This window comes from Escherichia sp. S10b (assembly GCF_028421345.1).
Classification (GTDB): domain Bacteria; phylum Pseudomonadota; class Gammaproteobacteria; order Enterobacterales; family Enterobacteriaceae; genus ECMA0423.
Window position 1 is genome coordinate 17,818 of sequence record NZ_JAHZSO010000160.1, and the last position, 20,057, is coordinate 37,874.

A 20,057-nucleotide genomic window follows, 5' to 3' on the forward strand; every position below is an offset into this window, starting at 1 on the left:
CGTGGAATACCGTAGCCTGACGCTTGATGATTTTTTATCTCGCTTTCAACTTTTGCGCCCGCAAATTAACCGGGAAACCCTAAATCATCGTCAGGCTGCCGTGTTAATCCCCATCGTCCGTCGACCGCAACCGGGGTTGTTGCTGACTCAGCGTTCAATTCATCTGCGTAAACACGCTGGACAAGTGGCATTCCCTGGAGGTGCAGTCGATGACACGGACGCATCAGTTATCGCCGCCGCGCTGCGCGAAGCTGAAGAAGAGGTCGCTATACCGCCTTCCGCCGTTGAAGTTATCGGCGTGCTGCCGCCCGTCGATAGCGTAACTGGCTATCAGGTAACCCCAGTGGTCGGCATTATCCCGCCCGATCTGCCGTATCGCGCCAGTGAAGATGAAGTCTCGGCGGTGTTTGAAATGCCGCTCGCCCAGGCATTACATCTGGGTCGTTATCACCCTTTAGATATCTACCGCCGTGGCGATTCACATCGGGTATGGCTGTCCTGGTACGAACAGTATTTTGTATGGGGAATGACCGCAGGCATAATTCGTGAGCTGGCGCTGCAAATTGGTGTGAAACCCTGACTATACTTATCTTTACATCTACAAAACACTACTTGAGACAATCATCGCAATATTAGTTAAATCGCGGTTTTTGATTAGTTTAATTCATGTGAATAGTTAAGCCAGTCGCCGCGTTCCCTCTTACACTATGCGCTGTTATTAGTTCGTTACTGGAAGTCCAGTCACCTTGTCAGGAGTATTATCGTGATTAGTCTATTCGACATGTTTAAGGTGGGGATTGGTCCCTCATCTTCCCATACCGTAGGGCCTATGAAGGCGGGTAAACAGTTCGTCGATGATCTGGTCGAAAAAGGCTTACTGGATAGCGTTACTCGCGTTGCCGTGGACGTTTATGGTTCACTGTCGCTGACGGGTAAAGGCCACCACACCGATATCGCCATTATTATGGGTCTTGCAGGTAACGAACCTGCCACCGTGGATATCGACAGTATTCCCGGTTTTACTCGCGACGTAGAAGAGCGCGAACGTCTGCTGCTGGCACAGGGACGGCATGAAGTGGATTTCCCGCGCGACAACGGGATGCGTTTTCATAACGGCAACCTGCCGCTGCATGAAAACGGTATGCAAATCCACGCCTATAACGGCGATGAAGTCGTCTACAGCAAAACTTATTATTCCATCGGCGGCGGTTTTATCGTCGATGAAGAACACTTTGGTCAGGATGCTGCCAACGAAGTGAGCGTGCCGTATCCGTTCAAATCTGCCACCGAACTGCTCGCGTACTGTAATGAAACCGGCTATTCGCTGTCTGGTCTCGCTATGCAGAACGAACTGGCGCTGCACAGCAAGAAAGAGATCGACGAGTATTTCGCGCATGTCTGGCAAACCATGCAGGCATGTATCGATCGCGGGATGAACACCGAAGGTGTACTGCCAGGCCCGCTGCGCGTGCCACGTCGTGCGTCTGCCCTGCGCCGGATGTTAGTTTCCAGCGATAAACTGTCTAACGATCCGATGAATGTCATTGACTGGGTAAACATGTTTGCGCTGGCAGTTAACGAAGAAAACGCCGCCGGTGGTCGTGTGGTAACTGCGCCAACCAACGGTGCCTGCGGTATCGTTCCGGCAGTGCTGGCTTACTATGACCACTTTATTGAATCGGTCAGCCCGGACATCTATACCCGTTACTTTATGGCAGCGGGCGCGATTGGTGCATTGTATAAAATGAACGCCTCTATTTCCGGTGCGGAAGTTGGTTGCCAGGGCGAAGTGGGTGTTGCCTGTTCAATGGCTGCTGCGGGTCTTACAGAACTGCTGGGCGGTAGCCCGGAACAGGTTTGCGTGGCGGCGGAAATTGGCATGGAACACAACCTTGGTTTAACCTGCGACCCGGTTGCAGGGCAGGTTCAGGTGCCGTGCATTGAGCGTAATGCCATTGCCTCTGTGAAGGCGATTAACGCCGCACGGATGGCTCTGCGCCGCACCAGTGCACCGCGCGTCTCGCTGGATAAGGTCATCGAAACGATGTACGAAACCGGTAAGGACATGAACGCCAAATACCGCGAAACCTCACGCGGTGGTCTGGCAATCAAAGTCCAGTGTGACTAATACTTCTTACTCGCCCATCTGCAACGGATGGGCGAATTTATACCCGCTTTCTCGTCTGCTGTAATATTCCCCACTACACTTCCACTGTTGCGTCAGGCGTTTGTCGCCATACGCTTACAGGGTGGCCCGCATGCAAAAAGCACAACGGATCATTAAAACCTATCGCCGTAATCGAATGATTGTTTGTACGATTTGCGCACTCGTTACGCTCGCTTCGACCCTGAGCGTGCGATTTATTTCACAGCGTAACTTAAATCAACAACGGGTAGTACAATTCGCCAATCACGCTGTAGAGGAATTAGATAAAGTACTGCTTCCCCTACAGGCAGGTAGCGAAGTCTTGCTTCCGCTGATTGGTCTGCCCTGCTCTGTCGCCCATTTGCCATTACGTAAACAGGCGGCAAAACTCCAAACTGTGCGATCCATTGGCCTGGTGCAAGACGGCACACTCTATTGCTCCAGCATTTTTGGTTATCGCAATGTGCCCGTCGTGGACATTCTGGCTGAACTTCCTGCACCGCAACCACTTTTACGCCTGACGATCGACCGTGCCCTGATTAAAGGCAGTCCGGTTTTGATTCAATGGACGCCTGCAGCGGGCAGTAGCAATGCTGGGGTCATGGAGATGATTAACATCGACTTACTGACGGCAATGCTCCTTGAGCCACAACTGCCGCAAATCAGTAGCGCCAGCCTGACGGTGGACAAACGGCATTTGCTCTATGGTAATGGGCTGGTAGATTCCCTTCCGCAACCTGAAGACAATGAAAACTATCAGGTTTCTTCGCAACGCTTTCCTTTTACCATTAACGTTAATGGTCCGGGGGCTACGGCGCTGGCATGGCACTATCTTCCAACACAATTACCGCTGGCGGTGCTGCTAAGTTTACTGGTGGGCTACATCGCCTGGCTGGCGACCGCTTACCGGATGAGCTTTTCCCGCGAAATCAATCTGGGCCTGGCGCAACATGAGTTCGAATTGTTCTGTCAGCCTTTGCTTAATGCGCGCAGCCAGCAATGTATTGGTGTAGAGATTTTGCTGCGCTGGAACAATCCGCGTCAGGGCTGGATTTCACCGGATGTGTTTATTCCTATCGCGGAAGAACATCATTTAATTGTGCCACTGACCCGCTATGTGATGGCAGAAACCATTCGTCAGCGCCATGTTTTCCCGATGAGTAGTCAGTTTCATGTTGGCATTAACGTCGCACCCAGCCATTTTCGCCGTGGTGTGCTGATAAAAGATCTCAATCAGTACTGGTTTAGCGCTCACCCGATTCAGCAACTGATCCTCGAAATCACCGAACGCGATGCCTTACTGGATGTTGATTATCGGATTGCCCGCGAGCTACATCGTAAAAACGTCAAACTGGCGATTGATGACTTCGGCACCGGCAACAGTTCATTTTCCTGGCTTGAAACATTACGTCCTGACGTGCTGAAAATTGATAAGTCATTTACCGCAGCTATAGGTTCTGACGCGGTTAACTCGACGGTGACCGATATCATCATCGCGCTGGGGCAAAGACTGAATATTGAACTGGTGGCGGAGGGCGTGGAAACGCAAGAACAGGCGAAGTATTTGCGCCGTCATGGCGTGCATATTTTGCAAGGGTATTTGTACGCACAGCCGATGCCGCTACGTGATTTTCCCAAATGGCTGGCGGGCAGCCAACCGCCGCCCGCCCGGCATAATGGACATATCACGCCCATTATGCCGTTACGTTAACGCTTACTCATCTTCATCGTGCGCCGGTTGCTCTTTAACAATGCGAACCAGATCAACACGATAATCATTGGCTTCAATGATGGTGATATGCAGTGGCCCTACATCAATCACATCGCCCACACGGGGAATGTGACCATTTGCCGAGATCACCAGGCCCGCGACCGTCGCGATATCATCGTCATCGGCAAGGTGCTCAACATCAAGCGCCTGCTGCAAGGCATGCAAATCTGTACCGCCTTTTACCAGCCAGCCGTCACCATCGGTAGTGATTTCCGGCGTTTCGTCAGCGTCCGGGAATTCACCCGCAATGGCTTCCAGCACATCCAGCGGCGTGACCAAGCCTTGTACCACACCAAACTCGTTGGTCACGATAACAAAGCTCCCGCGAGCGCGACGCAGCACGCCCAGCAGGTTGATCGGATCGAGGGTTTCCGGGACGATAATCGCCGGAGACGCCGAAGCAATCGCCGCCACATCAACGCCCTCTTCCAGCGCCACCAGCAGTTCTTTAGCACGTACGATTCCGATGATTTCATCCAGTTCACCGCGACATACCGGGAACAGGCTGTGCGGTGAGGAGAGCAGCTGCTCGCGGATTTCATCGACCCCGAGATTAGCGTCAACCCAGCTTATTTCACCGCGCGGCGTCATGATCCCGCGCAGAGAACGCGACGCCAGCGTCAGTACGCCGTTAATCATGTAACGTTCTTCTTCGGCAAATGCACCTTCCGGGATCGGCATCGGCATCGGGTTATCGGCATCGTGCTGAACATTGGCCTGACGTTTCCCGCCCATCAAACGCAGGATGGCATCGGCAGTACGCGCTCGCAGCGGCAAAGTCGACTGGTGACGAATAAAGTTGCGACGCGCAATCTGGTTAAACACTTCGATGATGATCGAGAAGCCAATCGCGGCATACAGGTAACCTTTCGGAATGTGGAAACCGAAACCTTCTGCCACCAGACTCAGACCAATCATTAACAGGAAGCTCAGACAGAGCACCACCACCGTGGGGTGCTGGTTAACGAATCGCGTCAGCGGTTTGGATGCCAGCAACATAACCGCCATCGCAATCACTACCGCCGCCATCATCACCGGCAGATGGTTAACCATCCCTACTGCAGTAATTACCGCATCCAACGAGAAGACGGCGTCAAGGATGACAATCTGTGTGACGACCACCCAGAAACTGGCGTAGCCTTTACCGTGGCCGGAATCATGATCGCGGTTTTCCAGCCGTTCATGCAGTTCGGTTGTTGCTTTGAACAGCAAGAATATCCCCCCGAACAACATAATCAGGTCGCGTCCGGAGAAGGAGAAATCCATGACGGTAAATAGCGGTTTGGTCAGCGTGACCATCCATGAAATCAGCGACAGCAGCCCCAGACGCATAATCAGCGCCAGTGATAACCCCAGCAAACGCGCTTTATCGCGTTGTTTTGGCGGCAGTTTGTCAGCAAGAATGGCGATGAAGACCAGGTTATCGATACCCAGCACAATTTCGAGAACAACAAGCGTGAGTAGCCCCGCCCAAATTGAGGGGTCCATTAAGAATTCCATGACAAGCTCCTGCTTAAGGAATAGCTATTCGACGCCAGAAATAATGCAGGCGTAACGACAAAATGCAAACGAAAGGTGCGGCATAGAGAGCCAGAAAGGCAGGCGTTAAAAGGCCTGATGCTGAAATGACGTCGGTGACGATCCATACTGCGGGCTACTGCCCTATACTCCATGGTTGTTAAACGGGAGTTAAACATATCAGAGACGCCTCTGATTTGGCAAAGATTTACCTTCCTTTGCAAACGAATGTGACAAGGATATTTTACCTTTCGAAATTTCTGCTAATCGAAAGTTAAATTACGGATCTTCATCACATAAAATAATTTTTTCGATATCTAAAATAAATCGCGAAACGCAGGGGTTTTTGGTTGTAGCCCTTATCTGAATCGATTCGATTGTGGACGACGATTCAAAAATACATCTGGCACGTTGAGGTGTTAACGATAATAAAGGAGGTAGCAAGTGACCATTGCTATTGTTATAGGCACACATGGTTGGGCTGCAGAGCAGTTGCTTAAAACGGCAGAAATGCTGTTAGGCGAGCAGGAAAACGTCGGCTGGATCGATTTCGTTCCAGGTGAAAATGCCGAAACGCTGATTGAAAAGTACAACGCTCAGTTGGCAAAACTCGACACCACTAAAGGCGTGCTGTTTCTCGTTGATACATGGGGAGGCAGCCCGTTCAATGCTGCCAGCCGCATTGTCGTCGACAAAGAGCATTATGAAGTCATTGCAGGCGTTAACATTCCAATGCTCGTGGAAACGTTAATGGCCCGTGATGATGACCCAAGCTTTGATGAACTGGTGGCACTGGCAGTAGAAACAGGCCGTGAAGGCGTGAAAGCTCTGAAAGCCAAACCGGTTGAAAAAGCCGCGCCAGCACCCGCTGCCGCAGCACCAAAAGCGGCTCCAACTCCGGCAAAACCAATGGGGCCAAACGACTACATGGTTATTGGCCTTGCGCGTATCGACGACCGTCTGATTCACGGTCAGGTCGCCACCCGCTGGACCAAAGAAACCAATGTCTCCCGTATTATTGTTGTTAGTGATGAAGTGGCTGCGGATACCGTTCGTAAGACACTGCTCACCCAGGTTGCACCTCCGGGCGTAACAGCACACGTAGTTGATGTTGCCAAAATGATTCGCGTCTACAACAACCCGAAATATGCTGGCGAACGCGTAATGCTGTTATTTACCAACCCAACAGATGTAGAGCGTCTCGTTGAAGGCGGCGTGAAAATCACCTCTGTTAACGTCGGTGGTATGGCATTCCGTCAGGGTAAAACCCAGGTGAATAACGCGGTTTCGGTTGATGAAAAAGATATCGAGGCGTTCAAGAAACTGAATGCGCGCGGTATTGAGCTGGAAGTCCGTAAGGTTTCCACCGATCCGAAACTGAAAATGATGGATCTGATCAGCAAAATCGATAAGTAACGTATTGTGTTGATTATCACTCAGTTTTCACACTTAAGTCTTACGTAAACAGGAGAAGTACAATGGAGATTACCACTCTTCAAATTGTGCTGGTATTTATCGTAGCCTGTATCGCAGGTATGGGATCAATCCTCGATGAATTTCAGTTTCACCGTCCGCTAATCGCGTGTACCCTGGTGGGTATCGTTCTTGGGGATATGAAAACCGGTATTATTATCGGTGGTACGCTGGAAATGATCGCGCTGGGCTGGATGAACATCGGTGCTGCAGTTGCGCCTGACGCCGCTCTGGCTTCTATCATTTCTACCATTCTGGTTATCGCAGGTCATCAGAGCATTGGTGCAGGTATCGCACTGGCAATCCCTCTGGCCGCTGCGGGCCAGGTACTGACCATCATCGTTCGTACTATTACCGTTGCTTTCCAGCACGCTGCGGATAAGGCTGCTGATAACGGCAACCTGACAGCGATTTCCTGGATCCACGTTTCTTCTCTGTTCCTGCAAGCAATGCGTGTGGCTATTCCGGCCGTCATCGTTGCGCTGTCTGTTGGTACCAGCGAAGTACAGAACATGCTGAATGCGATTCCGGAAGTGGTGACCAATGGTCTGAATATCGCCGGTGGCATGATCGTGGTGGTTGGTTATGCGATGGTTATCAACATGATGCGTGCTGGCTACCTGATGCCGTTCTTCTACCTCGGCTTCGTAACCGCAGCATTCACCAACTTTAACCTGGTTGCTCTGGGTGTGATTGGTACTGTTATGGCAGTGCTCTACATCCAACTTAGCCCGAAATACAACCGCGTAGCCGGTGCGCCTGCTCAGGCAGCTGGTAACAACGATCTCGATAACGAACTGGACTAACAGGTGAGCGAAATGGTTGATACAACTCAAACTACCACCGAGAAAAAACTCACTCAAAGTGATATTCGTGGCGTCTTCCTGCGTTCTAACCTCTTCCAGGGTTCATGGAACTTCGAACGTATGCAGGCACTGGGTTTCTGCTTCTCTATGGTACCGGCAATTCGTCGCCTCTACCCTGAGAACAACGAAGCTCGTAAACAAGCTATTCGCCGTCACCTGGAGTTCTTTAACACCCAGCCGTTCGTGGCTGCGCCGATTCTCGGCGTAACCCTGGCGCTGGAAGAACAGCGTGCTAATGGCGCAGAGATCGACGACGGTGCTATCAACGGTATCAAAGTCGGTTTGATGGGGCCGCTGGCTGGTGTAGGCGACCCGATCTTCTGGGGAACCGTACGTCCGGTATTTGCAGCACTGGGTGCCGGTATCGCGATGAGCGGCAGCCTGTTAGGTCCGCTGCTGTTCTTCATCCTGTTTAACCTGGTGCGTCTGGCAACCCGTTACTACGGCGTAGCGTATGGTTACTCCAAAGGTATCGATATCGTTAAAGATATGGGTGGTGGCTTCCTGCAAAAACTGACGGAAGGGGCGTCTATCCTCGGCCTGTTTGTCATGGGGGCATTGGTTAACAAGTGGACACATGTCAACATTCCGCTGGTTGTCTCTCGCATTACTGACCAGACGGGCAAAGAACACGTTACTACTGTCCAGACTATTCTGGACCAGTTAATGCCAGGCCTGGTACCACTGCTGCTGACCTTTGCTTGTATGTGGCTACTGCGCAAAAAAGTTAACCCGCTGTGGATCATCGTTGGCTTCTTCGTCATCGGTATCGCTGGTTACGCTTGCGGCCTGCTGGGACTGTAAGACTGTTGTACACTACCGGGGCCTTTTGGCCCCGTTTTTTTATCTGGAGGATTAATGACAATCACGGACCTGGTACTGATTCTTTTCATCGCCGCACTCCTGGCCTTCGCGATCTACGATCAGTTCATCATGCCCCGCCGTAACGGCCCCACCCTGCTGGCAATTCCTTTGCTCCGGCGTGGTCGCATCGATAGCGTTATCTTCGTCGGATTGATTGTCATTCTTATCTATAACAACGTCACGAATCATGGTGCGTTAATAACGACATGGTTATTAAGCGCACTGGCTCTGATGGGTTTTTATATATTCTGGATCCGCGTTCCGAAGATCATCTTTAAACAAAAAGGTTTTTTCTTCGCCAATGTCTGGATTGAATATAGCCGAATCAAAGCGATGAACTTGTCGGAAGATGGCGTGTTGGTGATGCAATTAGAACACCGTCGGCTGTTAATCCGCGTTCGAAATATCGACGATCTGGAAAAAATTTATAAGCTTCTCGTTTCAACTCAATAAGTTATGAATTTAGCCAAAGCTATGTTTAGTGTATTTTTAATAATCAGACATAGCTTAGGCTATATTACCTCTTCCCTTATTTGTTATTTATTTTAACGTTTCATTGATATATAAATATAAATGAAAATCGTTATCAATAAAGCAATGAAATAATATATTCCAACAGTTGTTTTATATTCTCAAAATATGTTAAGGTTGCGCCCTCATTTGGGGAGTAGCCGATTTCCAGATTCCGGAAATGTACGTGTCAACATACTCGTTGCAAAACGTGGCACGTACGGACTGAATACTTTCAGTCAGGCGAGACCATATGCACATCAATCGCTATGCCTGCATGAACGCGAAAACCATCACGGCTTGTTGTTCATGTATGCATGTTTGCTGGGGGCGATGATGTGTTTTATGGATACCCCGGTCAGGACATTGTCATGAATATCACTGCTACTGTTCTTCTTGCGTTTGGTATGTCGATGGATGCATTTGCTGCATCAATCGGTAAAGGTGCCACCCTCCATAAACCGAAATTTTCTGAAGCATTGCGAACCGGCCTTATTTTTGGTGCCGTCGAAACCCTGACGCCGCTGATCGGCTGGGGAATGGGCATGTTAGCCAGCCGGTTTGTCCTTGAATGGAACCACTGGATTGCGTTTGTGCTGCTGATATTCCTCGGCGGGCGAATGATTATTGAGGGTTTTCGTGGCGCAGATGATGAAGATGAAGAGCCGCGCCGTCGGCACGGTTTCTGGCTACTGGTAACCACCGCGATTGCCACCAGCCTGGATGCCATGGCTGTGGGTGTTGGTCTTGCTTTCCTGCAGGTCAACATTATCGCGACCGCATTGGCCATTGGTTGTGCAACCTTGATTATGTCGACATTAGGGATGATGGTTGGTCGCTTTATCGGCTCAATTATTGGGAAAAAAGCGGAAATTCTCGGCGGGCTGGTGCTGATCGGCATCGGCGTCCAGATCCTCTGGACGCACTTCCACGGTTAATAAGAACGCTGCCAGAGGTGAATATTAAAGTCCGTCTGGCAGTCGAACACTTCTTTTGCTGCCAGTGTTTGCCAGACTTCTGGCTTCGCACGCCAGGCAAACGGCGTCATCTGCAATAATGCGACGGCTTCATCACCGCGAAGACGCATCGGATAACACAACTCATCACTCTGCTGTAATGTAAAACCTTCCAGTTGTTCTGCATGAGGTGCATGAAGATGTACTTCATTGTAAATCAGCCCCTTCAGCTCCATCAAATGTCGCGGTCCCGGCGTGGCAGTAATGACCCAGCCGCCGGGCTTCACTACTCGTGCTAATTCTTCTGCTTTACACGGCGCGTAAATACGTATTATGGCGTCCATACTGGTATCGGAAAACGGCAAACGGTGGCTGGAAGCGACACAAAAAGTGACCTGCGGATAGCGTTTCGCCGCCGCTTTTATCGCTACCTTCGAAACATCCAGACCAAACGTGGTGATTTCGGGCAACGCATCGGCAAATGCGTGTGTGTAATACCCTTCACCACAGCCAATATCCAGCACCGCCGTGGCCTTATCATCAAGCCGTTCCCTCAGTTGGGCGACAATTGCATCACGCAGCGGCTGATAATGTCCGGCATCTAAGAATGCGCGGCGTGCTTGCATCATTTCCGCGCTGTCGCCCGGATCACGAGACCGTTTATGCTGAACGGGCAGCAGATTGACATACCCTTCTTTCGCCATATCAAACTGATGTCGCTGGGGACAGATATAGCTGTTTTTTTCACGCGAAAGAGGCTGATGGCAAAGTGGACAGGAAAAAGACATGACAACTCCGGCAGGATACTAAAGGCCGCAAGTGTAACGCGAATCACGCGGCGGGCAAATATCCGAACGCCAGGAGCGAAGATAAAGCATAGTAAAAAGCCTCGCATTCGACGAGGCTTTATAGCGAGATTGAAGCGTATTCACACTTCAGATCAGTGGATTCGATCAGATAGCTGTTACGTTAACAGCTGCCGGACCTTTCTGGCCGTCCTGAATTTCGAACTCAACGTTCTGACCTTCAGCCAGAGTTTTGAAGCCATTACCCTGGATAGCGGAGAAGTGTACGAACACGTCTTTGCTGCCATCAGCCGGAGTAATGAAGCCAAAACCTTTAGACTCGTTGAACCACTTAACCTGACCTTTAATCTTTGCCATTTGAAAAATTCCTTAGATTGTTTTCTTCGCCCGCAGGCATAACATAGATAAAACTGACACATTACTGCATGAGGCACCAATATAAGGCTCGGCAGAGAAGCGGTATTCAACGTCAACGTGTTTACTCAGGACTTCTTTACTGAAAATGCCACACATAAACAGAACTGTACCTCGTTTAACCCGAAATCTGTTATCACATACAACGTTAATTATGGCAAGCCATTTTTAAACATGTCTCGATCAGACGCACAAATCTCGATACGTCTTCCACTTTTTTTGCACACTTATGCAACGGAATACGCGCCGATATATCATTGTGCTTAACCTTGCCAGTTCAGGCAGATACTTAAACTGGCGTAGTTTCTAACATAGTTCAATAAGTTCAGTTGTTCCAGGCCAGTGGGAGAAGTTATTACATAGTGCGTGCAATATCACATTTTTTGCTATGCAATGAATAAAAAGTTATATCACTTTTTCTCATAAAACAGTCAGTTAACGGCTATCAATTACCCTAAAGAGAAGTCAATCCCCAAAGGGATTGAAAACTTAAAATAAGAAAAATTGATGAATGAGCAAAAAATCAAGAGAGAAACGTTTCGCTAATAAATAATACCACGCTTAATCACAAATCCGATGTAAACATCCTAATAAATTAATGAGGAAAATATCTTTTTCTGATATCCCGTTACGCAAATAAATAATATGATAATTATTTGAAGTCAGACCAGAGTTTTAATTTGAAGCAGTTGCACCATGGCAGTGCGTATAATCAGGATGAATTGAGTAACCCTTCAACGACGGGGTTACTCAAGATTGAGGAAGGATTATCGTTCGGCGACCAGACGAATAATATCTTCGTCTTCAACCGATTTTTGACTCTCAACGGTCTTTTTATCTGCTTTCTCAGGTTCGTTTGCTTCGCACAAACGACGTAACAGTGCATTTTGACGTTTTTGCTGATCCAGCAACGCCTCAAGCAGTTCAATCTGTTCGTTAGTCCGAGAACTGGCACGATTGATAAAAAACCACAAGATGAGCCCGATAAGAAGAACCACCACCGATACAACCAAAGACGCAATGTTCATCACGCCTGAATTTACAACTTCGTTCATTTCACCACCTCTGAGTAGAGGCGCTATTCTACCACTGCTGGAGAGGAAGAAAATCTAGTGCTGAAAAAATGATATCACCACGGGATAAACTGGTTAATGGCACAAATTCCGCTGAAAAATTGTACATCCTGATCGCACATCATGTTGAATACCTGCGCCCAAAGCAGCAAGCAAGCCAACACCACGACAACCAGAACGACCCATCGAAACTTTTTCACTCCAATCTCCGCTTCACCTACCTTATGTCATTAAACTAGCATGCGTTAGTTAAACAGCGCCTAACTATGTCGATATTCGTGCTTTTTCGGAATGAGTAGCTTGCTTCAGCGCATATTGCCGCTACGATTAAGCGAACATAAAAAGAGAAGAGGTTGTAATGCGATTCATCATTCGCACAGTTATGCTGATAGCACTGGTATGGATAGGATTATTACTCAGCGGATATGGCGTTTTGATTGGAAGCAAAGAGAATGCCGCAGGATTAGGTTTGCAATGTACCTATCTGACTGCCAGAGGCACCAGCACGGTACAATACTTGCACACTAAAAGTGGTTTCTTGGGGATAACAGATTGCCCACTGTTACGTAAAAGCAATATCGTGGTCGATAATGGTTAAGGGTAATAAATAACCAGATTCTCACTCATGAGTAAAATATTCTTATAGCAAGCGCGTTTAATATAACGCACCTTCAACTTTATTTTTCTCATGCTAAATAAAGAACCTGTCTGTTTGATATTCCGACAGGTTCTTACTCTCATCAGAACGGATAGTCGTGATAACCCATTTGGGCAGAAATTTTGCGCGCTGCGGTATGCAACATTGCGACATATTCCTGTAAACGCTCTTCAGAGAAACGCAACGTCGGGAAGGAGATGCTCAAACCGGCAATGACCACGCCAAAACGATCAAATACCGGTACCGCAATGCATCGCAGCCCTTCTTCCTGCTCTTCGTTATCTTCGCCATACCCCTGCTCGCGCACCTGGTCCAGAACGGGTAATAACGCTTCTGTACTGGTGATGGTCCGCTCGGTACTGCGTTTATACTCCACGCCCTCAAGAATTTGCTTCACTTCATCGCGATCGCGCCATGCCAGCAGTACCTTACCAATCGCGGTGCTGTACAGCGGATTACGACGCCCAATCCGTGAATACATGCGCAAATTGTACATAGAGTCAATTTTGTGAATGTAAACAATACTGTCTTCGTCCAGTGCGCCGAGGTGGATAGTTTCTTTGGTCAGGCGGGAGATCTCACGCATCTGGATATCTGCGCTACGAATTAAATCGACGTTTTGTAACGCGCGAGCGCCCAGTTCAAACAATTTCAGGGTCAGGGAATATTTCTCCGACTCCCCTTCCTGCGCCACATAACCTAAGGTTTTCATGGTCTGTAAAAAGCGATAAACGGTGCTTTTTGACATCATGACGCGCTGCGACAGCTCGGTTATCCCTATTTCGCGCTCTTCACCCAGCGCCTGCAAAATGCCAAAAACTTTTAGCACGGAAGATACAGAATCAGGCTGTTTATCCAGATCTGCGTTAGCCATTTATCACCTCATTGCGAGTGTTTTATAAAAATCAGAACTGTTTTTTATTATAATTTCGCACCAGGGTGGTCGCAATCCATCTTTTGCCGGTTAGTTACAATTCTGCGACATCCACCGTGAATATCAGTGCTAGAATCATACCCCTGTTGATTATTCACCAAAGATATAAAATTCCTATGCCAAAAGTTCAGGCCGACGGCCTGCCATTGCCCCAGCGATACGGTGCGATATTAACCATTGTGATTGGTATTTCGATGGCTGTCCTTGACGGCGCAATCGCCAACGTCGCCCTGCCAACAATCGCCACGGACCTTCATGCCACGCCAGCCAGTTCCATCTGGGTAGTGAACGCCTATCAAATCGCCATTGTCATCTCCCTGCTCTCGTTTTCGTTTCTGGGCGATATGTTTGGCTATCGACGTATTTATAAATGCGGTCTGGTCGTTTTTCTGTTGTCTTCACTGTTCTGCGCCCTTTCTGATTCGCTGCAAATGCTCACCCTTGCGCGTGTCATACAAGGTTTCGGCGGTGCAGCGTTGATGAGCGTTAATACCGCACTTATCCGCCTGATCTATCCACAACGTTTTCTGGGGAGAGGGATGGGCATAAACTCGTTTATTGTTGCCGTCTCTTCTGCTGCCGGGCCGACAATTGCTGCAGCAATCCTCTCCATCGCATCCTGGAAATGGTTATTTTTAATCAACGTACCGTTAGGTATTATCGCCCTGCTTCTGGCGATGCGTTTTCTGCCACCCAATGGTTCTCGCGCCAGTAAACCCCGTTTCGACCTGCCCAGCGCCGTGATGAACGCGTTAACCTTCGGCCTGCTTATCACTGCGTTGAGTGGTTTCGCTCAGGGGCAATCGCTGACGTTAATTGCTGCGGAACTGGTGGTAATGGTTGTTGTTGGTATTTTCTTTATTCGCCGCCAGCTTTCTCTTCCCGTACCGCTGCTACCGGTGGATTTACTGCGTATCCCGCTGTTTTCACTTTCTATTTGCACATCTGTTTGCTCTTTCTGCGCACAAATGCTGGCAATGGTTTCCCTGCCCTTTTACCTGCAAACCGTGCTCGGGCGTAGTGAAGTCGAAACAGGTTTACTTCTGACACCGTGGCCGTTAGCAACGATGGTGATGGCTCCGTTGGCAGGCTATTTGATTGAACGCGTACATGCAGGATTGCTGGGTGCTCTAGGGTTGTTCATCATGGCTGCGGGGCTTTTTTCCCTGGTTCTGCTGCCCGCGTCACCTGCGGATATCAATATTATCTGGCCGATGATCTTATGTGGCGCTGGATTTGGCTTGTTCCAGTCACCCAATAACCACACCATTATTACCTCCGCTCCTCGCGAACGTAGCGGTGGAGCCAGTGGCATGTTAGGAACGGCTCGTCTACTGGGTCAGAGTAGCGGCGCGGCACTGGTGGCGCTGATGCTAAATCAGTTCGGTGATAATGGTACGCACGTTTCGCTGATGGCTGCGGCTATTCTGGCAGTGATTGCTGCCTGTGTGAGTGGTTTACGTATCACTCAGCCACGATCCAGGGCATAAAAAAAGCGCGTCGATCAGAACGCGCTTTTTAGTATTTACTTCATATTACTTCAGGTATTCACCCGTACGCAGAGCTTCAATTCGTTTATCCAGCGGCGGGTGAGTCATGAACAACTCACTGAGCGATTTCGACTTACCGTTAATGCAGAAAGCCATCATGCTGGTTGCTTCTTGCGGTTCATAGCTGGTTTTCAGGCGCTGCAGCGCGGCAATCATTTTCTCGCGACCAACCAGTTTTGCCGAACCGGCATCAGCATGGAATTCACGATGACGCGAGAACCACATGGTGATAATGCTCGCCAGAATACCAAACACCAGTTCCAGAACCGTTGCAACCGCAAAGTAGATCAGCGGGTTGCCGTTGCTCTCTTCACCTTCATCACGATTTCCGCCCATAAAACCCGCGGCAAGCTGCGCCAGAATACGGGAAATAAAGATAACGAAGGTGTTCACCACGCCCTGAATCAGCGTCATGGTGACCATATCACCATTGGCGATGTGGCTGATTTCGTGAGCAATTACCGCCTCGGCTTCATCCGGGCTCATGTTCTGCAGCAAACCGGTGCTGACAGCAACCAGAGAGGCATCACGGCGCGCACCGGTTGCAAAAGCGTTGATGTCCGGCGCATGGTAGATAGCCACTTGCGGCATAGCGATCCCTGCCTGACGAGCCTGGGTTGCTACAGTATTAACCAGCCAACGTTCCCTTTCGTTACGCGGTTGCTCGATCACTTCCCCGCCAACAGATCGTAATGCCATCCATTTGGACATCAGAAGCGAAACGAAGGAACCACCAAAACCGAACAGCAAGGCCATGATCATCAGCCCCTGAACGCTGCTCGACTGTATCCCTGTCAGGCTCAGTACCAGCCCGAAAACGACCATTACGGCCAGGTTCGTTAGCAGGAAGAGCGCGATTCGCATCATAATTTTCTTTTTACCTCAGTTTAACAAAACGCAATATGCGATACCCACATCGTATGGGTTACGCGACTATTTTCAAGTCTGGATAGTGCGTAAGTCACCAGAAAGACACAACTTTACATTTTGTAGCATCTGATTTACGGCATCTTGCCGCTGTTAAAAAATCAGGCACAATTTCTTGTGCCTGCTTGATATTACTTGACGGGAGCGGGTTGTTCCGCGGGTCTGGCTTTTTCAAGCTTCGCCAGATCGAGTGCGATATTCACCGTCTCATCCAGATAAGGATCCGGCTCCTGGTAATCTTTTGGTAGATCATCCAGCTTCTTCAACTCCGGTTTACCTTCGCGTTTAAAGCGTTCGTTCAAACGCGCCAGACGCGTCGCATCATCTTCATTATTCTCTTTCTCACGCACAGCGTAATTCAGAGAAACGATATTGCGCTTGTCCTTCATAGCGTTGAAGCGCGCGATATCCTTCATGATGTTCTGGAACTCAGGATCTTTCGCGATACGCGCATTATGTTCCTTCAGTAGCTCCGGTTCAAAGGCCGTTAAATCGCCTGATTTCACATAAGTCGCAGCATCAATGCTATCCCACGGCAGCGCGTTATCTTCGAATTTCTCACCCGTTTCCGTTTCTTCATTACCCGTCGGCATGATGATGTCTGGCGTTACGCCTTTACGTTGCGTACTGCCGCCGTTAACGCGATAGAATTTCTGGATCGTGTACTGCACAGAACCCAGCGCTGGCCATTCAGGACGTAACATCTGATCGTAAATACGGTTCAATGAACGGTATTGCTGAACGGTGCCTTTACCAAACGTCGGTTCACCCACAACCAGCGCACGACCGTAATCCTGCATTGCCGCGGCAAAGATTTCTGAAGCCGAAGCACTGAAACGGTCAACCAGTACCACCAGCGGGCCTTTATAGAACACCTGCCCGTCGGTATCGCTGTCTTCACGAACCTTGCCGTTGTTATCGCGGACCTGAACAATGGGACCCGCAGGAATAAACAGACCTGAGAGCGATACCGCTTCGGTCAGCGCCCCACCGCCATTGCTACGCAGGTCGATGATCACACTGCTGACATTCTGTTTTTCCAGTTTCTGCAGTTGAACTTTGACATCGTCTGTCAAACCCACATAGAAGCCCGGAATATCCAGCACGCCGACTTTCTCTTTACCGACGGTCTTCACCGACATTTTAACCGCGCGGTCTTCGAGACGAATACGTTCACGGGTCAATGTTACAGTGCGGGTCTTGGTCCCTTTACCAGCAGGTAAAATTTCCAGACGAACTTTACTGCCCTTCGGCCCTTTAATTAAGGCAACCACATCATCAAGACGCCAGCCAATCACGTCAACCATCGGCTTGCCTGTTTGACCAACACCGACAATTTTGTCACCAACACTGATAGCTTTACTCTTCGCTGCCGGACCACCTGCCACCATCGAATTGATAACGGTGTAGTCATCATCCATTTGCAGCACTGCGCCAATACCTTCCAGCGACAAACTCATTTCAGTGTTGAACTGTTCGGTATTACGCGGGGAAAGATAGTTGGTATGCGGGTCGATTTCACGCGCAAACGCCGTCATTGCCAGCGAGAAAACATCTTCGCTGTTGGTTTGCGCCAGACGACGAATGGCAAATTTGTAGCGGCGTGTCAGGGTTTCACGAATTTCTTTATCCGTTTTTCCTGCCAGCTTCAGGCTTAACTCGTCGAATTTGACTTTACTGTCCCACAGCGCGTTCAACTCAGCCTCGTTTTTCGGCCAGGGCGCTTTGCTGCGGTCAAGGTTATAAGTGTCGTTGCCGGTGAAATCCATCGGCTTTTCCAGTACCGACAAAGCGTACTGGTAACGCTCAAAACGGCGCTTTTGCGCCAGATTGTAGAGATCGTAGAAAACGTCGAGTTTGCCTGAACGCAGTTCATCGCCTAACTCGCTTTTCTTTTTCGCGAACTGTTCAACATCGCTTGCCAGCAGCACGTTGTGGCTGTAATCGAGCAGATTCAGGTAGCGGTCAAAGATTTTGGCCGAAAATGCCTGATCGAGGTCGAACTGACGATAATGAGAACGGGTGAAGCGCGACGTTACGCGCTCACTTACCGTCGCATGCTGCGTCTCTTCCTTTAATACCGGAATTTGATCAGCACGCGTGATATCTTCTACAGCGAAGGTCTGGCCTGCTATTGCAAGCAGGCCAGCTAACGCGGTAAGCCTAAAAAACATGTTCATGCCTGGCCCGGCCTCCGTTTCAGAACACCAGGTGTTCTGCGCGCACAATCAAAGACATACCCGAATTCAGCTGGACGCGGACGCCGTCTTTGGTGATTTCTAATACGGTGGCATCCATCGCGTTTTGACCCGCTTTCACCTTCAGGGCTTGTCCGACAGTCAGAGCTGAAATGTCAGAAACCGGGGTGTGCTGTTCTTCGCGAGGTGCTTTTACTGTTTTTGGCGCTTTCTCTACCGGCTTTTGCGCACGAGGTTTACGTTCAGCGCCTTCTTTGCGGCGTGGCGTGGTCGGACGTGGCTTGCGTTCGCGGCGCGGTGCGTCTTCTTTCTCACCAGCAGCTGCGGCAGCTTCGCGTTTTTTCGCTTGCTGTTCAGCACGCTGTGCCTGAACACGCGCTTTCGCTTCTTCAAGCTGCTTGCGAGCATGCTCTACATGTTGCTCGTCCAGCTCACCGCATGGGTTGCCGTCAAGATCGACACGCGTTGCGCCGGGTTTAACACCGTAAAGATAACGCCAGCTCGAAGTGTAGAGACGTAAAGCGGATCGTAATTGCGTTTTGCTCAGGTTCATTTCCCCGGCAACACGATCGACCAAATCCTGAAAAATACCGATTTTCAGCGGACGCGCTTCACCTTCCGCACTGAAACAGTGGGGAAAACGTTCGGCCAGAAACGCGATTACTTCTTTACTGCTATTCAACTTAGGTTGATTTTCCATGAAATTTCCTGATTACAACGGACGTAGCCAACAAGCGCAGGCATGAACAGGCGTCATTATAATGACGCTACCAGTAAATGCTACGTTATCCGTTGATTATCCTGCGACGCTCGCAAAGAATTTTTTGTAATCCGTCGTTGCAAGCACTTTTTCAAGCTGTGCCACAAGCTGACGTAAGCCTTGCTCGTCCTCGTCTGTAAAGCGACCGAAGACGGTACTATCGATGTCAAGAACACCAATAATCTGATTTTTCACCACCAGCGGCAGAACAATTTCAGAATTACTCGCCGCATCACAGGCAATATGCCCGTCAAACGCGTGAACATCCTCGATACGCTGCACTTGATTGCGGGCAACCGCAGTGCCGCACACCCCGCGCCCGACGGGTATCCGGACACAGGCAATTTTGCCCTGAAATGGTCCTAGTACCAGTGTATCGTCCTCAAGCAAATAAAAACCTGCCCAGTTTACGTCAGTGAGACGCTCGTATAACAACGCACTGGTGTTCGCAAGCGTTGCCAGAAAACTGGTTTCTCCCGCCATCAGCGCGTTAAAGTCGCGATTTAAATCCGCGTAAAATTCTGTTTTGTTCATTATATAATCACTTGGTTGTCTTACCTGGAACTGCCAGCCTATTAAAATAAGCATTAAATGCGTTAATGCTCAAGATCATTCCAATCATGGGTTAATATT

At 49.5% G+C, this 20,057-nt stretch carries 22 protein-coding genes; 10 read left to right on the top strand and 12 right to left on the bottom strand.

Annotation, left to right across the window (positions count from 1 at the left end):
* The first annotated feature begins 1 nt into the window (after position 1).
* The 3 genes from FTE26_RS11115 (at position 2) to FTE26_RS11125 (ending at position 3,857) form a co-directional block, all read left to right on the top strand.
* A complete protein-coding gene (locus tag FTE26_RS11115) occupies positions 2 to 580 on the top strand; it encodes a CoA pyrophosphatase (protein ID WP_000456725.1) in 579 nt (192 codons plus the stop codon).
* A 183-nt stretch (positions 581 to 763) separates the two neighbouring features.
* The gene (gene sdaA / locus FTE26_RS11120; protein ID WP_000624317.1) at positions 764 to 2,128 is read left to right on the top strand and encodes an L-serine ammonia-lyase; all 1,365 of its coding nucleotides are present in this window, start codon (positions 764 to 766) and stop codon (positions 2,126 to 2,128) included.
* Positions 2,129 to 2,258: 130 nt separating this feature from the next.
* Positions 2,259 to 3,857, top strand: coding sequence for an EAL domain-containing protein (locus FTE26_RS11125; protein WP_001295494.1), 1,599 nt, complete (start codon positions 2,259 to 2,261; stop codon positions 3,855 to 3,857).
* A gap of 3 nt (positions 3,858 to 3,860) precedes the next feature.
* Here FTE26_RS11125 and yoaE read toward each other — a convergent pair whose 3' ends face one another.
* The gene (gene yoaE / locus FTE26_RS11130) at positions 3,861 to 5,417 is read right to left on the bottom strand and encodes a CNNM family cation transport protein YoaE (protein ID WP_000394987.1); all 1,557 of its coding nucleotides are present in this window, start codon (positions 5,415 to 5,417) and stop codon (positions 3,861 to 3,863) included.
* Positions 5,405 to 5,563 (bottom strand): protein YoaL, encoded by a 159-nt coding sequence (locus FTE26_RS11135; RefSeq protein ID WP_269212562.1) that lies wholly within the window; start codon positions 5,561 to 5,563, stop codon positions 5,405 to 5,407. The genes yoaE and FTE26_RS11135 overlap by 13 nt, the downstream gene beginning before the upstream one ends.
* Positions 5,564 to 5,879: 316 nt before the next feature.
* Here FTE26_RS11135 and manX point away from each other — a divergent pair, with 316 nt between their 5' ends.
* The 5 genes from manX (at position 5,880) to mntP (ending at position 10,086) form a co-directional block, all read left to right on the top strand.
* Positions 5,880 to 6,851 carry a PTS mannose transporter subunit IIAB gene (gene manX / locus FTE26_RS11140; protein ID WP_000150543.1) on the top strand — a complete coding sequence of 324 codons (972 nt, stop codon included), beginning with the start codon at positions 5,880 to 5,882 and terminating at the stop codon, positions 6,849 to 6,851.
* Positions 6,852 to 6,913: 62 nt separating this feature from the next.
* Positions 6,914 to 7,714, top strand: a complete 801-nt coding sequence (gene manY / locus FTE26_RS11145) for a PTS mannose transporter subunit IIC (RefSeq protein WP_000406926.1) — start codon at positions 6,914 to 6,916, stop codon at positions 7,712 to 7,714.
* A 12-nt stretch (positions 7,715 to 7,726) separates the two neighbouring features.
* A complete protein-coding gene (manZ, locus tag FTE26_RS11150) occupies positions 7,727 to 8,578 on the top strand; it encodes a PTS mannose transporter subunit IID (protein WP_000228655.1) in 852 nt (283 codons plus the stop codon).
* A 54-nt stretch (positions 8,579 to 8,632) separates the two neighbouring features.
* Entirely contained in the window at positions 8,633 to 9,091 is a 459-nt protein-coding gene (locus FTE26_RS11155; protein ID WP_000156251.1) for a DUF986 family protein, read from the top strand.
* 428 nt (positions 9,092 to 9,519) lie between these two features.
* The gene (mntP, locus tag FTE26_RS11160; RefSeq protein WP_001296134.1) at positions 9,520 to 10,086 is read left to right on the top strand and encodes a manganese efflux pump MntP; all 567 of its coding nucleotides are present in this window, start codon (positions 9,520 to 9,522) and stop codon (positions 10,084 to 10,086) included.
* Here mntP and rlmA read toward each other — a convergent pair.
* The 5 genes from rlmA to mgrB all read right to left on the bottom strand — a co-directional run bounded on the left by rlmA (position 10,083) and on the right by mgrB (position 12,597).
* Entirely contained in the window at positions 10,083 to 10,892 is an 810-nt protein-coding gene (gene rlmA / locus FTE26_RS11165; protein ID WP_000010116.1) for a 23S rRNA (guanine(745)-N(1))-methyltransferase, read from the bottom strand. The two genes, mntP and rlmA, sit on opposite strands and share 4 nt — an antisense overlap.
* Positions 10,893 to 11,057: 165 nt before the next feature.
* On the bottom strand, positions 11,058 to 11,267 hold the full coding sequence (gene cspE / locus FTE26_RS11170) for a transcription antiterminator/RNA stability regulator CspE (protein WP_001062678.1): 210 nt from the start codon (positions 11,265 to 11,267) through the stop codon (positions 11,058 to 11,060).
* A 12-nt stretch (positions 11,268 to 11,279) separates the two neighbouring features.
* Entirely contained in the window at positions 11,280 to 11,423 is a 144-nt protein-coding gene (locus tag FTE26_RS11175; protein ID WP_001295496.1) for a DUF2627 domain-containing protein, read from the bottom strand.
* Between the two features lie 668 nt (positions 11,424 to 12,091).
* The gene (locus FTE26_RS11180) at positions 12,092 to 12,379 is read right to left on the bottom strand and encodes a YebO family protein (RefSeq protein WP_001006866.1); all 288 of its coding nucleotides are present in this window, start codon (positions 12,377 to 12,379) and stop codon (positions 12,092 to 12,094) included.
* 74 nt (positions 12,380 to 12,453) lie between these two features.
* Entirely contained in the window at positions 12,454 to 12,597 is a 144-nt protein-coding gene (gene mgrB, locus FTE26_RS11185) for a PhoP/PhoQ regulator MgrB (protein ID WP_000714550.1), read from the bottom strand.
* Between the two features lie 158 nt (positions 12,598 to 12,755).
* On the opposite strand from mgrB, the gene FTE26_RS11190 reads away from it, so the two are divergent.
* Complete coding sequence (locus FTE26_RS11190) at positions 12,756 to 12,995, top strand: YobH family protein (protein ID WP_001211011.1); 240 nt, start codon at positions 12,756 to 12,758, stop codon at positions 12,993 to 12,995.
* Positions 12,996 to 13,137: 142 nt separating this feature from the next.
* Here the strand turns inward: FTE26_RS11190 and kdgR are convergent, their stop codons facing one another.
* Complete coding sequence (kdgR, locus tag FTE26_RS11195; protein WP_001262182.1) at positions 13,138 to 13,929, bottom strand: DNA-binding transcriptional regulator KdgR; 792 nt, start codon at positions 13,927 to 13,929, stop codon at positions 13,138 to 13,140.
* 176 nt (positions 13,930 to 14,105) lie between these two features.
* On the opposite strand from kdgR, the gene FTE26_RS11200 reads away from it, so the two are divergent.
* Entirely contained in the window at positions 14,106 to 15,479 is a 1,374-nt protein-coding gene (locus FTE26_RS11200; protein WP_001127216.1) for an MFS transporter, read from the top strand.
* A 45-nt stretch (positions 15,480 to 15,524) separates the two neighbouring features.
* On the opposite strand, the gene htpX is transcribed toward FTE26_RS11200, so the two are convergent.
* From htpX to msrC, 4 genes are all read right to left on the bottom strand, one after another.
* A complete protein-coding gene (gene htpX, locus FTE26_RS11205) occupies positions 15,525 to 16,406 on the bottom strand; it encodes a protease HtpX (RefSeq protein ID WP_000984517.1) in 882 nt (293 codons plus the stop codon).
* A 191-nt stretch (positions 16,407 to 16,597) separates the two neighbouring features.
* On the bottom strand, positions 16,598 to 18,646 hold the full coding sequence (gene prc / locus FTE26_RS11210; RefSeq protein WP_001055771.1) for a carboxy terminal-processing peptidase: 2,049 nt from the start codon (positions 18,644 to 18,646) through the stop codon (positions 16,598 to 16,600).
* Between the two features lie 19 nt (positions 18,647 to 18,665).
* Positions 18,666 to 19,364, bottom strand: coding sequence for an RNA chaperone ProQ (proQ, locus tag FTE26_RS11215; RefSeq protein WP_000431370.1), 699 nt, complete (start codon positions 19,362 to 19,364; stop codon positions 18,666 to 18,668).
* 96 nt (positions 19,365 to 19,460) lie between these two features.
* Positions 19,461 to 19,958, bottom strand: a complete 498-nt coding sequence (msrC, locus tag FTE26_RS11220) for an L-methionine (R)-S-oxide reductase (RefSeq protein WP_001043882.1) — start codon at positions 19,956 to 19,958, stop codon at positions 19,461 to 19,463.
* Positions 19,959 to 20,057 lie beyond the last annotated feature (99 nt).